Consider the following 15,319-nt stretch of genomic DNA (forward strand, 5'->3'; position numbering starts at 1 on the left):
TTTGAACCTGCTTGTGGTCGGGTTGGCGACCGGGGCCATGCTGCGCCATGGCGGGCTGCGCGACGGGGCCGAGGGGCGGCGCCCTCCACCGTCGCTTGGAGCGGTAATGTATCGTGCCTTGCCGCGCGATGAACGCCACGCTCTTCGCGAGGCTTCGGTAGAGGGTGGCGATGGCGCTCGGGTGAAGGTGAGCCGCGGCGACAGTGTGGCGCGGATGGTCTCGCTGTTGCGTGCGCCCGACTTCGACGACGTCGCGGTTTCGCAGATTTTGGCGGAAGAGCGCACGCGGCGTGAGGATTGGGCCGATCGGGCCGAAAGCAACCTGATGCGCGTCGTGGCGGGCATGAGCGCGGCCGAGCGGCAGGCTTTTGCGGATCGGATGGAAGATGTCGCGCAGAAGCGTGGCAAGAAGTTCGCGAAATAGCAGGCAGCGGGCGCGGCTGCTGACGCGCATAGGGGTCAGGCGGCGGTTCCGGCCATCGTCACCTTGTTCCGGCCCGCGTCCTTGGCGCTGTACAGCGCGCGGTCTGCCTGTCCGATCAGCATATCGGTCAGGCGGTTCTCGGCCTCGGGCACGGCGGGTGGCTGAGCCATGACCAAGCCGATGCTTATCGACACGGAAATCGGTGTGTCGATGCCGGGAACAGGGAAAGGCCGGGCATTGATCTGCTGGCACATCCGATCGGCGGCGCGCAGTGCCTCATCCTCTGTCATGTCGGGCATGACGATCATGAATTCTTCGCCGCCAACGCGGGCGATCATGTCATCCGGGCGCAGGTGTTTTCGCAACCTTGCCGCAGTTTCAACCAGCACGGCATCGCCGGCAAGATGGCCGAATTTGTCATTGATCCGTTTGAAATGATCCAAGTCGGCCAGCATCAGCGCAAAACGTCCGCTTGTCCCATTGCGTGGCCCTTGCGCAATCTTGTTCAGGTAGGGCAATGCATAACGGCGGTTGTAAAGGCCTGTCATCGGATCAATCAGCGCGGCGCGCAGCCCGTTTCGCATCGTGTCGCGCAGGTGATCGGCGCGCAGCTTTTCCCGCAGGCGCGCTGTCAGGCGCAGCGAAAGTTCCTCGGCGCAGAAACCGGTGGGCATGGCATCGTTGGCGCCGCGGTCCAGCGCTTCGGCGGCCAGAGACGCGTCGGACGGCGCTGCAACAGCTATCAACGCAGCGGTGCGTGTGGCGGCCCGGGCGCGCAGATCGGCCAGCAGATGCAACCCGTTGCGCCGACCGTTGCCCGACACCTCGATCACGTAGGCGTCGAACGGGGGCTGGTCGGTTTGCTCGCCAATATCGCCGCGCTGCACGGCATGGAACCGGTTGCCTTTCCGAAGCGACAGTTGCTCGACCCAATTGACGCCAGTGTCGGCGCTGCGGGCCAGGATGGCCACGCGCGGTGCAAAGCTGAAGGCCCTTTGCGGCCGTTCGCCAAATCCCAACGCGGCCGATGACTCGCCGCTGGCCAGATCCTCGGCCTGGGGGGCGTGACGCAGCAGGTTACGGATACGCGCCTGAAATATCTGATCGTCGAAGGGTTGCGCCATCGCGTCGTCGATCCCGGCTTGCAGCGCGTTCAACCGGGCCTGCCTGTCGTTTTCTGGCGTAATGGCAAGGATTGGTATGTCGGCGGTGGCCCTGTCACTGCGCATCCGGGCCTTCAGCGTGATCGCATTGCCATCGGGCAGCCGCATCGCTGTAACGATCAGATCGGGCGTGGTTCGACGCACCAGCTGTTCTATGCCGTCCAACCGGTCGCTTTGCACGACATGGTATTGGGATGCGGACAGTTGAACCTTGAGCATGATTCGATTCGTTGCGATTCCGTCAACGACAAGCACGGTCACCGGCACGATGAAGCCCCTCGCTTTTTCATCAATATCTGGCGATTTTTTCTGATAGGAGTTAACAAACTCTTTCCGACAGCAGGAAAAGGCCGGGACCTTGGAATATTCGACGGATGCGGCCGAAACGCTGGCGCTGCAGGCGCTGGGGTGGCTGGTTGGAAATGATGATCTTTTGCCGGTGTTTCTGGGGGCGTCGGGGGCATCCGAGGCGGATGTGAAAGCCAATGCCACAGACCCGGCGTTTTTGGCGGCCGTGCTCGATTTTCTGCTGATGGACGATGCCTGGATCATCGCCTTCTGCGATTCGGCCAACGTAAGATACGACAAGATTTCCCAGGCCCGCGCGGCGCTGCCGGGCGGGGCACAGATGAACTGGACATGACATGACGATCAAGGCCATCGTTTTTGACAAGGACGGCACGCTGTTCGATTTCTCGGCAACCTGGGTTGCCTGGGCCGAGTCGTTTCTGTCGCGGCTGGCGGGGGGCGACCGGGACCTGACCCGCAGGTTGGGCCAGAGGATCGGGTTCGATACCGAGACACGGCGATTCCTGCCCGGGAGCGTCGCCATTGCCGACACGCCCCCGGATATCGTGGAGGCTTTGCTGCCATTGTTGCCGGGCATGCCTGCGGAAGAGGTTCTGGCTCTGCTCAATTCCGAAGCCGAGGCCGCGCCGCAGGTCGAGGCCGTGCCGCTGGCCCGGGTGCTGGGAGATTTGCGTGCGCGGGGGCTGCGTCTTGGCGTGGCGACCAACGATGCAGAGGTGCCGGCGCGGGCGCATATCACCTCGGCCGGTGTCGGGCATCACTTTGAATTCGTGGCCGGATCTGACAGCGGGCACGGGGCGAAACCTGCGCCCGGGCAACTGCTGGCTTTCGCATCGTATCTGCGGCTTGCGCCCGGTCAGATCGCCATGGTCGGCGACAGCTGTCATGATCTGGCAGCGGGGCGCGCGGCGGGGATGTCGACGATCGGCGTGCTGACAGGCATGGCGGGCGCCGACGAGCTGACCCCGCTGGCGGATGTCATCCTGCCCGATATCGGCCATATCGCTGGCTGGCTGGATCGCTGAGCCGGGTATTTTCCACCGTAAGTTCTAAAATCGACACATCGCGTCGCAATCAGGCCGGCGTTCAGGGCGGTGTTCCGGCTTGCTTGCCCTGCGCAGTGGCGGAGGGCTCGATGGCGGATACAACAGGCAAACGGCGGCGCGGCGGCGGGCGTGCCGGGAATGCGGCCCGCCGTGGGGGCGATGTTATAGAACAGATGCCGTGGCGCATGATCGAAAATATCGATCCGCCCATCGAACCGCTGACCCCCGAGGGCGTCGAGGCGATCCACGATTGCGCGATGCGTATCCTGGAAGAAATCGGCATCACCTTTCTGAATGACGAGGCGCTGGAGATCCTGCGCGAGGCCGGATGCCGGGTCGAAGGCGCGAATGTGCGCATGGGGCGCGAGTTCGTGATGGAGATGGTGGCAAAGGCGCCGTCGAGTTTCACGATCACGCCACGCAACCCGGCCCGCGAAATCACGATGGGCGGGCGCACGATGTTGTTCGGCAACGTGTCCTCTCCTCCGAACTATTGGGATATGGAGCTGGGCCGCAAGGTGCCCGGCACCCGAGAGCAATGCGCCAACCTGCTGAAACTGACGCAATATTTCAACTGCATCCATTTCGCGGGCGGCTATCCGGTGGAACCCGTCGACATCCACGCCTCGGTGCGGCATCTGGATGTGCTTTATGACAAGCTGACGCTGACCGACAAGGTGATGCACGCTTATTCGCTTGGGCGCGAGCGGGTCGAAGACGTGATGGAGATGGTGCGCATTGCCGGTGGCATGACCGACGAAGAATTCGAGTCGCGCCCGCATATGTACACCAACATCAACTCGACCTCGCCGCTGAAGCACGACGAGCCGATGATCGATGGGTGTCTGCGGCTGGTGCGGCGCGGACAGGCGGTCGTGGTGACGCCTTTTACGCTGGCCGGGGCGATGGCGCCCGTTACGATGGCCGGAGCGGTGGCGCAATCCATCGCCGAGGCACTGTGCGCGATTGCACTATTTCAATATGTACGCCCCGGATGCCCCTGTGGGATCGGTACTTTCACGTCCAATGTCGATATGAAGTCGGGCGCGCCCGCGTTCGGAACGCCCGAGTACATGCGCGCCACCCAGATGACGGGGCAGTTGGCGCGGTTCTACGGTCTGCCGATGCGATCCTCTGGCGTGTGCGCGGCCAACGTGCCCGATGGGCAGGCGATGTGGGAAACGTCGAACAGTCTCTGGGCCGCTGTCCAGTCGGGCACGAACATGGTGTATCACGCAGCCGGTTGGCTTGAGGGCGGACTGATTGCAAGCCCCGAGAAGTTCATTATGGACTGCGAGGTTCTGCAGCAAATTCAACGCTATATGGAGCCCGAGATCACCGCGACGACCCCCGATCATACCGCCTTTGACGCGATCAACTCGGTCGGCGATAGTGGCCACTTCTTCGGAATCCAGCACACGCAGGACAGATACACCAGCGCCTTCTACCAGCCCTTTCTAAGCGACTGGAAGAATTACGAGGGCTGGGAAGCTGCAGGCGCCGTCTGGACCCCAGAGCGCGCCCATCATCTGTTCAAGCAGATCATTGCCAGCTTCGAGCCGCCCGAGATGGATATTGCGATCCGCGACGAGCTTGCCGCTTTCGTCGAACGGCGCAAGGCGGAAGGCGGGGCTCCGACGGATTTCTGATTAAATTCAGTCTGGTGCAGGGCTGGCTTGACCTGTGCACAGGTTGTCCACCCGCCTATGTGTGTAAATGGGAAACCGCGATACTAAAGCGACTTTGCGCCGCATATCGCGCCCGGATCTGCCGGCCTTTCCATCGTGATCGAGGTCGGCGTGTCATATCCCTTATGGGCGGTCCTGCCGGTTTCGACGAACCCAAGCCTTGCGAATGTCGCATGGTTTTCAACCAGTTCGATGCGGGTTTGAAGGCGCAGCCGGGTCAGCCCCAAAGCAATGGCACGCTGCGCTGCCACGTCAATCAGCCGCGCGGCAAGGCCCTGCCGGCGCGCGCCCGGATCCACGGCCAGCTTGCCGATGTACAAGCTGTCGGGCTGCGGCGTCAGCGTTACGCAGGCAAGTGCCGGGGTGCCGATACACCAGATTTCGCCTGTCAGGGCCGCCCGCTCCATATCGGGCATCGTGAGCCGGTGCATGGAAGACGGCGGGTCGATCCGGCCGTCCATCTCGGCAAAGCAGCGCCGGATCAGGTCCAGCGTCTGGGCCAGTCCGGTCTCCCCGGGTTGCAGGCGGCGTGGGTTCATTGGTAAAAGTCCTGTCGCTTTCGCGAAATTTCCCCTAGCGTCCGACCACGCCCGGATCGCGCGAAGAATGCCGTCCAAACCGCCACAGGTAAAGCAGGAACCCCATGCCGGACCACATCGGAATACGCGCTGCAATGCCTTGGGCAGACAAGGCCGGGCTGGCGGCGATTGGCGCCGTGGCGGCGTTTCTGCTCTGGGGGTTCGGCAAGGCGATCGACCAACCCGAGGTTCCGGCTGCCATCCTGCTTGGCGCGTTCATTTTCGTGCTGACCCACGCCATTTTGACGATGTCGCTTGCCGGGCCGCTGCGCGTCGCGCAGGCACTGTTGGGCGCGCTGAGGTTGTCGCTGCCCCTGTCGGCCTTGGTGGTATGGTCCGGTCTTCGTCATCCGATGGCAACAGATGTGCTTGGGCAGGCCTCTACCATGGGGGCTGTCTGCGTCATCCTTTTGGTCGGCGCGCCGTTCCTGATGCTGCGCCTCGTCGCCCCGCGCGATTGGCTGCGGTATACCTCACTTTTCGACACGGCCTGGACGATGCACCTTCGGTTCCTTGGCGGGCTGCTGTTCGTCGGGATGGTCTGGCTGGTTCTGCTGATGTCGAATGCGCTGCTTGAACTGGTGCGGGTGCCGCTGCTGGATTGGCTGCTGGCGCCCGAGTGGTCGGGCTTTGTCCTGACCGGGCTGTTTCTGGGCATCGGCATGGCGGTTGTGCATGATCTGAGCGATACAGTTTCACCCTTTATCCTGTTCAGATTGCTGCGCATTCTGGTTCCGGTGGTGCTGTTGGTGCTGATCGTGTTCGTGGTGGCACTGCCGCTGAGCGGGTTGTCCGACATTTTTGGGCCCCTGTCGGCGGCGGGCGTGCTTATGGGAATGGTTCTGCTGGTTCTGACCCTGCTGAACGCGGCGATCGATCGCTCTGACAACAGGGCTGTTGGCGACGGATGGCTGGGTCGCGCCACGCGGTTTCTGGCCATCGGGATGGTTGTCCTCTGTGGCCTTGCCGTGTGGTCGGTTGCGGTTCGCGTGCAACAATACGGCTGGACACCCCAGCGTGTCGTTGCGCTTTTGGCGGCGCTGATGCTGCTGGCGTACGGCATCGCCTACGGGGCTATCGCGCTGCGTGGCGCGGATTGGAAGGGGCATCTGCGCGCCGCCAATGTCCGTCTTGCCATCGCGTCTGTCGTGGTCGCCGCGGTTCTGATGACGCCGGTTCTGAACCCCTACAGAATCACGACCTCCAGCCAGATCGCGCGCTACGACGCGGGGCGGATCGACCCCGAAGCGCTGCCGCTGTGGGAAATGGCGCACGAATGGGGCCATGCGGGGCAGGCGGGCTTGCTGCGTCTCGAAACAGCCGATGCACAGCCCGAAGGCGCCCGGCTACACGAACGGATCGCGCTGGCCCGCTCGGCGCGTAGCCTTTCGACCTATCGCGCCGAAGACAGGCGCCAGCAGCTACCGGATCGCATGGCGAAACTGGCCGAGTTGATGCCCGTGCGGCCTGTGGGCGCCTCGCGGCCTGATATCTTCGCGGAAACCTCCACCTATCGGCTTGAGACGTGGGAAGAGGGCTGTAACCGGCGCTTGCCGGGCGGGCGCCCGGGCTGTGTGCTGATCTTTGGCGGCTTCCTGCCCGAAGTGCCGCCGGACGAACAGGCCATTTTGCTGTATCGGCTGGGCGACGGCGGTGTCTGGGGCGGGTTCGCGAGTTTTCAGAACGGCGCGATTGCCGAGGTGCAGCCGCTGATGGACCCGCGCACTGGCACTACGCCGGATCTGGGTGTGGATGATATCGTGCGCGCGCTTGATGGCGGTTTTGACATCCGGCCCAGCCCGGCACAGGTGCTTTGGCTGGGCGATGTGCCGATTGGCCCCGCGCCGTAAAGACGTTTTGCCAAAGCGGGCGCCGTTGGCGGATTCTTAACCCGTGATCTGCAACAAGGCCCCATGCAAGACGGGGCCACGCGATGCACGGACTGATCAACAAGGCGGTACAATCCTTTTTCTGCCATACCTATGGCGCCGCACGATGGGATCGGGTCGTTCGTGCCGCCGATATCGGCGTTTCGGATTTCGAGGCGATGCTTGTCTACGATGACGAGGATTCGTTGAAATTGCTCGGTGCGGTGTGCATGGAACTTGACCGGCCCGAGGCGGAAGTGCTGGAAGATCTTGGAACATTCCTCGTGTCGCATCCCCAGCTTGAATCGCTGCGGCGCCTGTTGCGCTTTGGCGGGGTGGACTATGTCGAGTTTCTGCATTCGCTTGATGATCTGCCCGACCGGGTGCGCCTTGCGGTCTCTGATCTGATCCTGCCGCCGATGGAACTGCGCGAACATACCAGCGGGCTGTTCACGTTGACCTGCGCCAGCGGCCCGCCCGGCTTTGGCTCTGTCATGGTCGGCCTGCTGCGGGCGATGGCCGATGACTATGGCGCGCTGGTGATGCTGGATCATCGCGGCTTGCAGGACGGACGCGAGGTTATTTCCGTCGCGCTGGTGGAAAGCGCATTCGGCGAAGGGCGCAGCTTTGAACTCGGGGCCGCGTCATGAGCTTGATCCGCGACGAAATGGGCATCGTGATGGATCGGCTGTGCCCGATGCATGTCATCCTGGGGGACGACGGTCGCATCACGCGGGTTGGCCCCACTCTGCAAAAGCTGCGCCCCGATGTGCCAATGGCCGGTCAGATGTTCCTGGAACTGTTTGAACTGAACCGCCCGCGCGCGGTGAATTCGATGGCGGATCTGATCGAACGTCAAGGCGCCAAGCTGCACCTGCGGCTGCGCGATGTTCCGCGCACGGCGCTTAAGGGGCAGATCGTGAAGTTGCCCAATACCGCCGGGTCGGTCGTGAACCTGTCGTTCGGAATTTCGGTTCTGGATGCGGTGCGGGACTATGAATTGAACGCCGCCGATTTTGCCGCCACCGACCTGACCATCGAAATGCTCTATCTGGTCGAGGCAAAGTCGGCCGCGATGGAGGCGTCTCGCAAGCTGAACATGCGCCTGCAGGGCGCGATGATCGCGGCCGAGGAACAAGCCTATACCGACACGCTGACCGGGCTCAAAAACCGCCGTGCCATGGATTACCTGCTCGATCGGCTCATCCAGTCCGGAGGGCGGTTCGCACTGATGAACCTGGATCTGGACTATTTCAAGCAGGTGAACGATTCGCTTGGCCACGCGGCGGGCGATCACGTCTTACAGCGCGTGGCCCGCATCATGACCGAAGAAACCCGCGAAACCGACATGATCGCGCGGGTCGGGGGCGATGAATTCGTCGTGATCTTCAACCGGCTTGTTGATCGCGACCGGCTTGACCGGATCGCAACCAAGCTGATCGGCCGCATTCGTGAACCGGTGCTGTTCAAAGGAAATACCTGCCAGATCTCGGTTAGTATCGGCACTGTCCTGTCGCCCCCCTCGGGCGAGGTCACGGCCGAGCTTATGCTGCATCAGGCCGATATGGCGCTCTATGCCGCCAAGGATTCCGGGCGAGCGGCGCACTACTTCTACGCGCCCGAGATGGAGCGCCGCAAATCACGGATGAAGGCCGCGCCGGGCCCAGAGCGCGACCGACGACAGGTGGACTGACCCCGTTCAAAGCGCAGGGTTGCCGTAATCCCGTTGTTCGCAACGTCGGCCTTGCCCGTAACGGGGCCGAACGCGTAGGGTCAAGCCATTGGAAACTTGGCCTTTGCCCCGGATGCGTGTTCCGCAACCCGGGCACCGTGGGGCCAGGGGTGGCTAGGGGTGCGATGCGTATCGCCATGTTCATTGCGGCGATCCTGCTTGTCTTGGCGACGGGCGGCGCGGCCTATTTGCTGGTGCAGGCCTGTGGGGTGCGCCTGCCGCTGATCGGAACCGTCAGCTATTGCGCGCCCGATACCGGGGCCACCCGCGACCAACTGGCCGCCACGCTTCAGGACAGCCGCGACGCCGAGGCCGAAATCGCCGCACTGGAACGCGAGATCGCCTTGCTGGCCTGCAAGGCCGATCCGCCACCTCCACCGCCGCCGCCCGAACCCGAAACACCCAGCGGGCTGGACCCGGATGCCTTCCGGTCCGAGGATATCTCGGTCATGGAGGGCTGCTGGGAGCTGTCGTCGAACTATGACGTGCGCGACATCCGCAGCGACCGTGTGACCCGGTTCCGCTATTGGCAGATCTGTTTCGATGCGCAGGGCAACGGGCGCGAGATCATGCGCGCAACCGACGGCACCCAATGCAGCGGGGCGCTGTCCGGGCAATTGGGTCAGGGGCAGTTGACGATGCGCGAACCGGGCAACCTGCAATGCGACAACGGGTCCGAAATTTTCCGCCGTGACATCACCTGCACGCTGGATTCGGCGGGCCGGGCCAATTGCGAAAGCCTGCAACCGGAAATCAACGGACGCGGGCGCGCCACGCTGCGCCGCGCCGGGAGGTAGCCAAGATGAGCGATCATTTCCTGTCGAAACTGAAGGTGGCCAATGACGATTTTGTCGAGGCTGGCGGCCAGAGCGCGCTGGAACAATATGCCGCCCTGCAGGAGTTGCTGACCGAACATGCCGGCCCCGAGGTGGCAGCGATGTTCGCCGAGCCGCTGATCAGCCGGGGCAACGATGCCGCACCCCCGACTGTTTCGTGGTATACATCGCTGGCCGGAGAGGCGCGCCCGCTGGACCGGTTGCCGCCGCTGGAGCGCGACCGGATCGAAAGGTATCTGTCCGAACACCTGCGCCCTGTCCGCGCGCTGGCCGAGGCCGATCGCGGCGGGCTGGCGATGGGCGCGCTGACGACCTATGGCGCGTCTGACGTTCTTGTGGTCGACGGGCGGCCCGTGATCCAGAACTGGGGGCTTATGCCCGGCGGAGGCGGGGCAAACGCGGCCGCGCGTCCTGCGCACTATGGCGCGACCCTTGGTCGGTTCCTTCCTCTGGGGGTAGGGGCCGCCGCTTCAGCCATGCCTGCGTCGACGTCGGCAAAACCGCCCCCGCGTCAGACCCCGCCGCCGCCGCCGGTTGCCGCCCCGGCGCGGCTGACGCCGCTGGCTTGGGTGCCGCTGGTTGTGCTGTTGGTTCTGGCGGCGGGAACGCTGGCCTGGCTGCTGATACCCGGAAACCGCCTTTTCCCCGCGCCGGAAGCGACGGCCGTTACCGATGCCGATCGCCTTGCGGCCGCCCGCGCGGAAACCGCTGCGCTGGTGGCCCGTCGTGGGCAGTTGCAAGACCAGTTGGCTGGCGCCATGTGCCGCGCCGATGGCCAGTTGATCCTGCCCGGGGGGCTGACACCCGAGGGGCTGACTCCGCCGCCGCTTGGGCAGGTGCCACCGGATCGCGCCGATGCGGCCCCGGATGCGACTCTTCCCAGCCGTCCGACCCGCGTCGTGGTGCCCGATGGCGATGGCGCGGAAACGACCTTGCTCGCGCATCTCGAAGCGCGAACCGTGCTTGTCATCGCCGATGGGGCCACCGGTTCGGGCCTGTCGCTGGGCAACGGGCTGATCGTGACGAACAATCACGTTATTGACAGCGGAACAGGCGATGTATTCATTGTTGGCGCCGCGCTTCAGGCGCCTCAACGTGCCACAGTGGTTAAAACCACCGGCCCGCTGGACCAGACCGGAGGCGATTTTGCCCTGCTGCGCATCGATGACAGCACCTTGCCCGCGTTCGACTTTTACAGGGCACCGGGGTCGCTGGCGCTGACGAATGTGGTCGCGGCGGGCTTTCCGGGCGACGTGTTGGAAACCGATGCGCGTTTTGCGGCGCTGCGCCAAGGGGATGTGGGCGCCGTGCCGCCGCTGACCGTCACGGACGGTATCGTGAATACCGAACAGCAGCTGGGGAGCCGCACCAATGTTTTGATGCATTCGGCGGCGCTCTCGACCGGCAATTCCGGCGGCCCGCTGGTTGATATGTGCGGGCGCGTGGTTGGCGTGAACACCTTTGTGCGCAAGGGCACGATGCAGAATCGCGGCTTTGCGCTGGCAACGGGCGATCTGCTGGATTTCCTGTCGGGAACCGAGGCCGTGCCACAATTGGCCGACGCGCCTTGCGCACCCGTTGTCTTGCGCCCCGCGCTGGCCGGGGTGACCCCCGCGCCGCAGGACTGACCCGATGCGCGACACGCTGATCGTCACCTCGACGCCGGAAAACCTGATGCCGCTGGGCAGCCCGGCGCAGCGGTCGTTCGACCTGGTGACGGGGGTGGTCGCTGACCGCATTGGCGCCGATCACGCGGCCCTGTTCGCGGAACCGGTGCTGGACGCGCGCGGCACCAGCATCGACTGGCACGCGCCGCGCGCCGGGCAAGCCATGCCACTGTCCGATCTTGCCTCCGAAGAGGCGACCGAGGTCAAGTTGCGCCTGTCCGATATGGTCGCGCGTATTCTGGCAGAGGCTCAGGCGTTGCGAGAGATTGGCGGGGCAGATCAGCTGCGCCTCGCCGAAGCCCTTGAAAATGCAATGGAAGTGCCGGGGCAGGATCAGGTGTATGTGATACGCAGCCCCGATGGCGGGCTGGACCCGGTGTTGGTGCATTGGGCCTGGCTGCGCCAGACGCGCGCGCCGGTCCGTGGCGTACTGAGCGCGATGGTGCCGCGCGCGTCGGCGCCGGGGGCCGCAAGTGTCGGCGCGCAACAGGGCACGCATCCGGGGCTGTGGTGGCTGCTCGGGCTGGGATGGCTGGCTCTGGCGCTGATGCTGGCCGCGATCTGGTGGCTCAGCCTTGCGCCCTGCGGCCTGCGCCTGAGCGGGCCAAACGCCTGCGCCCCCGATCCGGCCGAAATCGCCGCCGCCGAGACCGATCACCGCATCGCCGCCGATGCCGTTGCCGCGCTGGAGCGCGAGATCGCGCTGGCCAATCGTCAGTGCCACCCGGTGGTGCCGCTGACGCCTGCCGCCGCGCCCGAGGACAAGACAGAGCTGCCCCAACCTCTGCGTCGCTTCGCTCGCATTGGCAGGCCGCCACAGGAGGCCGCGCATATTTTCCGCGCCGATTTACCTTTGCCGGGCGTTAAAGTTATGGTGATGCACAATCAGGCCGACCAAGGCGCCAGCAGGGGCCCCGGCATCGGCATATCGAGGTAAGGCGGCAGAATGCAGCATTCGACACAACTGGCTCCGCTGGTGGACTGGCGCGACGAGGTCACGCTGGTGCCTTGGTCGGGCGTGCAGATGCTCGATTTCGGGTTCCGGCTCGATACGCTCGATCTGCGCAACGCCCGCTTTGTCGAACGGGTGATCGGCGGCACCGAAGCGGCAGAGGAGTGGGCGCTGGTCCCGCTGACCGGCGATGCCGCGCTGGACGAAACCGCCGAGGAAGAAGCCCGCGCCGACGACGATGAATATTCGGTGCGCCCTGCGGCCGCGTTGGAGCCGTTTCTGGAAAAATGGGTGCCTGTGCCGGTCCTGCGGGTCAAGAACGATCGCGGCCCCGGGGGCGAGGAACGGTTCGATCCCGGCCCGACGGCATGGGCACGCTGCCGCGTGGTTGAACTGGATTCGCCCGATCCCGACACCGGCCACACCCACCGGGTGCAACTGGCGTTGGACACCGCGCTGGCCGAGGACGAACCGCCCCTGCAATACACCACCCCAACGATCGCGGATTCGGAAAAATCGCGCGATTTCAAATTCGTGTCCGATCCGGCGCGGATGGATTGGTTCCTGCGCCGCCCTGAACGCGATGGCGACGGCAACCTGCTGGATTTGCAGAAATGGGTGTCGGACTGGCTTGACGATCTGTTCATGGCCTTCAAGCGCGCCGAACGTCCCGGGCGTCCCATCACCCACGATGGCTTGCCGCATCGGTTTGAGCATTGGGCGCGCTACCTGGCGTTCCTGAGGCTGATCGACCATGCCGTTGCGGTGCCGCGCATCCGGTTGGTGAACACGGTCGATGCCCGCGATGGCGCCACCCCGGTCGAGGTTGACCTGGTGCTGGACGTGGGCAATTCGCGTACCTGCGGCATCCTCATCGAACGGTTTCCCGGCGCCGCGCGGCCCGAACTGGCGCGGTCCTTCCCGCTGGAAATCCGCGATCTGTCGCGGCCCGAATTGCTGTATTCCGGCTTGTTCGACAGCCGCGTGGAATTTGCAGAACACCGCATGGGTGATGAACGCTTTGCCAGCCGCTCGGGGCGGCGCAACGGGTTCCTCTGGCCCTCGATCGTGCGGATCGGCCCCGAGGCGCTGCGCCTTGTCGCAGGGGAAGAAGGGACCGAGACCGCCTCGGGCCTGTCCTCGCCCAAACGTTATCTGTGGGATGGCGCGCCCGCCCAGCAGGACTGGCGTTTTCATCATCACAACGACCCGAACAATCTGCCGAAATCGCTGCGCGCCGCCATGCGCTACATGACCGAAGCGGGCGACATGCTGACCCAGATCCGCGCGGACGAGGCCGACCGCCTGCGCCCGCGCAGCCGCACGCCGCATACGCCCGCGATCCGGCCCCGGTTCGCGCGCTCGTCGCTATTCGGGTTCATGCTGGCGGAAATCATCGCCCATGCGCTGGTGCAGGTGAATGCGCCCGCAGGCCGCGCGCGGCGGCGCGAATCCGATCTGCCGCGCCGATTGGATCGCATCATCCTGACCCTGCCGACCGCCACCACGGCGCAGGAACAGGCAATCATCCGGTCCAAGGCGCGCGGCGCGCTGGCGCTCGTGTGGGACATGCTCGGCCGCAAGGATGGCGAAAGCGCGATCAGCCAGATGCCCGAACTCGTTGTCGACTGGGACGAGGCCAGCTGCACCCAACTGGTCTATCTCTACTCTGAGCTGACGCAGAAATTCGAAGGCCGCATCGACCGCTTTCTTGAGTTGAAAGGCCGTGAACGTGACGGACGGCCCTCGCTTCGGCTGGCCTGTGTCGACATTGGCGGGGGCACCACCGACCTTATGGTGGTGACCTACACGGGCGAGGACAACCGCGTATTGCACCCGGTGCAGAATTTCCGCGAGGGGTTCCGCGTGGCGGGCGACGAGCTGTTGCAGCGCGTCATTGCCACCATCGTGCTGCCCGCGATCCAGCACCAGATCGAGGCCGCCGGGGGCCGCTTCGTTGCCGAAAAGATGCGCGAGCTGTTCACCGGTGACAGTGGCGGCATGGATCAGCGCACCGTGCAAAGCCGCCGCCAATTCGCGCTGCGTGTGCTGATGCCGATTGCCGTGGCCGTGCTGGGCGAAAGCGAAACCGCCGCACCCTTTGCGCCGCTGTCACTGACGCTGTCCAAGGTTCTGCCCGAACTTGCCCCGGCCGAGGGTGAAGAGGCTCCGTCCACGCTGGCCGCCTTCATCGAAGACGCCGCCGCCGAGCGGGGGGCCGAGGGGTTCCGGCTGGCCGATATGGTACTGCACTTCAACCGAGAAGACGTGGACGCCGCCGCGCGCGAGGTGTTCCAGCAGGCCATCGGCAACATGGCCGAGGTGATGGACCATTTGGGCGTCGACGTTGTGCTGCTGACGGGGCGGCCCTCGCGGCTGCCTGCGGTGCGGTCCATCTTGGAGGAAATGCTGGTGGTGCCGCCGCATCGCCTGATCTCGATGCACAGCTACAAGACGGGGCCGTGGTATCCGTTCCGCGACCGCATGACCCAGCGCATCGGCGATCCGAAATCCACCGTTGCGGTAGGGGGGATGCTGATTGCGCTGGCGGAATCGCGCATCCCGAATTTCAAGGTCGATACGCGCGCCTTCCGGATGCAATCCACCGCGCGCTATATCGGCGTGATGGAAGGCTCGGGCCAGATCACCGATGCGCGGGTACTGTTTTCAGATGTCGATCTGGATGCGCGCCGGTCGGCGGGCGATGCCACGCCTTCGGTCACGCTGACCTCGCCCATGTATCTGGGCGCGCGGCAATTGCCGCTGGAACGCTGGACGACGACTCCGCTGTACCGTCTGGATTTCGCGACTGCCTCGGCGGCGCAACGCGCGCCGCTGACGGTGCAGTTCGAGCGCACCGAATTCGATGGGGACCCAGACTCGGCCGCGCCCGAACAGGTGCTGCGCCGCGAGGCGATGCGCGAGGCCATCGCCGTCGACCTTGTCGAAGACGCCGAGGGCACCGAGATGAAGAAGACCGAAGTCGGGTTGCGGCTGCACACGCTGGGGTGCGAAGACGAGTACTGGATCGACACGGGGTTGTTCCGGCTGTGAGA

13 protein-coding genes are annotated in these 15,319 nt (G+C 64.7%); 11 read left to right on the forward strand and 2 right to left on the reverse strand.

Annotation, left to right across the window (positions count from 1 at the left end; all coding sequences use genetic code 11):
• Position 1: 1 nt before the first annotated feature.
• On the forward strand, positions 2-424 hold the full coding sequence (locus FGK64_RS07930) for a periplasmic heavy metal sensor (protein ID WP_171054010.1): 423 nt from the start codon (positions 2-4) through the stop codon (positions 422-424).
• 35 nt (positions 425-459) lie between these two features.
• Here FGK64_RS07930 and FGK64_RS07935 read toward each other — a convergent pair whose 3' ends face one another.
• On the reverse strand, positions 460-1,854 hold the full coding sequence (locus FGK64_RS07935; protein ID WP_138863280.1) for a diguanylate cyclase domain-containing protein: 1,395 nt from the start codon (positions 1,852-1,854) through the stop codon (positions 460-462).
• A 91-nt stretch (positions 1,855-1,945) separates the two neighbouring features.
• Between FGK64_RS07935 and FGK64_RS07940 the strand changes: the two genes are divergently transcribed.
• The 3 genes from FGK64_RS07940 to FGK64_RS07950 all read left to right on the forward strand — a co-directional run bounded on the left by FGK64_RS07940 (position 1,946) and on the right by FGK64_RS07950 (position 4,591).
• On the forward strand, positions 1,946-2,230 hold the full coding sequence (locus FGK64_RS07940; protein WP_138863281.1) for a DUF3572 domain-containing protein: 285 nt from the start codon (positions 1,946-1,948) through the stop codon (positions 2,228-2,230).
• 1 nt (position 2,231) lies between these two features.
• Complete coding sequence (locus FGK64_RS07945; protein ID WP_138863282.1) at positions 2,232-2,921, forward strand: HAD family hydrolase; 690 nt, start codon at positions 2,232-2,234, stop codon at positions 2,919-2,921.
• A gap of 110 nt (positions 2,922-3,031) precedes the next feature.
• On the forward strand, positions 3,032-4,591 hold the full coding sequence (locus tag FGK64_RS07950) for a trimethylamine methyltransferase family protein (RefSeq protein WP_138863283.1): 1,560 nt from the start codon (positions 3,032-3,034) through the stop codon (positions 4,589-4,591).
• A gap of 83 nt (positions 4,592-4,674) precedes the next feature.
• On the opposite strand, the gene FGK64_RS07955 is transcribed toward FGK64_RS07950, so the two are convergent.
• Positions 4,675-5,169, reverse strand: a complete 495-nt coding sequence (locus FGK64_RS07955) for a GNAT family N-acetyltransferase (protein ID WP_138863284.1) — start codon at positions 5,167-5,169, stop codon at positions 4,675-4,677.
• A 104-nt stretch (positions 5,170-5,273) separates the two neighbouring features.
• Here FGK64_RS07955 and FGK64_RS07960 point away from each other — a divergent pair, with 104 nt between their 5' ends.
• The 7 genes from FGK64_RS07960 to FGK64_RS07990 all read left to right on the forward strand — a co-directional run bounded on the left by FGK64_RS07960 (position 5,274) and on the right by FGK64_RS07990 (position 15,317).
• Positions 5,274-7,058: a DUF4153 domain-containing protein gene (locus FGK64_RS07960; RefSeq protein WP_138863285.1), complete on the forward strand. Its 1,785-nt coding sequence runs from the start codon at positions 5,274-5,276 to the stop codon at positions 7,056-7,058.
• Between the two features lie 83 nt (positions 7,059-7,141).
• Positions 7,142-7,726, forward strand: a complete 585-nt coding sequence (locus tag FGK64_RS07965; RefSeq protein ID WP_138863286.1) for a heme NO-binding domain-containing protein — start codon at positions 7,142-7,144, stop codon at positions 7,724-7,726.
• On the forward strand, positions 7,723-8,769 hold the full coding sequence (locus FGK64_RS07970) for a GGDEF domain-containing protein (RefSeq protein ID WP_138863287.1): 1,047 nt from the start codon (positions 7,723-7,725) through the stop codon (positions 8,767-8,769). The genes FGK64_RS07965 and FGK64_RS07970 overlap by 4 nt, the downstream gene beginning before the upstream one ends.
• A 164-nt stretch (positions 8,770-8,933) precedes the next feature.
• On the forward strand, positions 8,934-9,605 hold the full coding sequence (locus FGK64_RS07975; protein ID WP_138863288.1) for a hypothetical protein: 672 nt from the start codon (positions 8,934-8,936) through the stop codon (positions 9,603-9,605).
• 5 nt (positions 9,606-9,610) lie between these two features.
• Positions 9,611-11,272: a trypsin-like peptidase domain-containing protein gene (locus FGK64_RS07980; RefSeq protein WP_138863289.1), complete on the forward strand. Its 1,662-nt coding sequence runs from the start codon at positions 9,611-9,613 to the stop codon at positions 11,270-11,272.
• Positions 11,273-11,276: 4 nt separating this feature from the next.
• Entirely contained in the window at positions 11,277-12,248 is a 972-nt protein-coding gene (locus FGK64_RS07985; RefSeq protein WP_138863290.1) for a hypothetical protein, read from the forward strand.
• 9 nt (positions 12,249-12,257) lie between these two features.
• Entirely contained in the window at positions 12,258-15,317 is a 3,060-nt protein-coding gene (locus FGK64_RS07990) for a virulence factor SrfB (RefSeq protein ID WP_138863291.1), read from the forward strand.
• Positions 15,318-15,319 lie beyond the last annotated feature (2 nt).

The sequence above is a fragment of the Arenibacterium halophilum genome, assembly GCF_005938225.1.
In the GTDB taxonomy this organism is placed as follows: Bacteria; Pseudomonadota; Alphaproteobacteria; order Rhodobacterales; family Rhodobacteraceae; genus Arenibacterium; species Arenibacterium halophilum.

Coding starts and splice junctions, on each gene's coding strand:
- FGK64_RS07945 (WP_138863282.1), top strand. CDS start 2,232: ATGACGATCAAGGCCATCGTTTTTGACAAGGACGGCACGCTGTTCGAT.
- FGK64_RS07950 (WP_138863283.1), top strand. CDS start 3,032: ATGGCGGATACAACAGGCAAACGGCGGCGCGGCGGCGGGCGTGCCGGG.
- FGK64_RS07955 (WP_138863284.1), bottom strand. CDS start 5,169: ATGAACCCACGCCGCCTGCAACCCGGGGAGACCGGACTGGCCCAGACG.
- FGK64_RS07960 (WP_138863285.1), top strand. CDS start 5,274: ATGCCGGACCACATCGGAATACGCGCTGCAATGCCTTGGGCAGACAAG.
- FGK64_RS07965 (WP_138863286.1), top strand. CDS start 7,142: ATGCACGGACTGATCAACAAGGCGGTACAATCCTTTTTCTGCCATACC.
- FGK64_RS07970 (WP_138863287.1), top strand. CDS start 7,723: ATGAGCTTGATCCGCGACGAAATGGGCATCGTGATGGATCGGCTGTGC.
- FGK64_RS07975 (WP_138863288.1), top strand. CDS start 8,934: ATGCGTATCGCCATGTTCATTGCGGCGATCCTGCTTGTCTTGGCGACG.
- FGK64_RS07980 (WP_138863289.1), top strand. CDS start 9,611: ATGAGCGATCATTTCCTGTCGAAACTGAAGGTGGCCAATGACGATTTT.
- FGK64_RS07985 (WP_138863290.1), top strand. CDS start 11,277: ATGCGCGACACGCTGATCGTCACCTCGACGCCGGAAAACCTGATGCCG.
- FGK64_RS07990 (WP_138863291.1), top strand. CDS start 12,258: ATGCAGCATTCGACACAACTGGCTCCGCTGGTGGACTGGCGCGACGAG.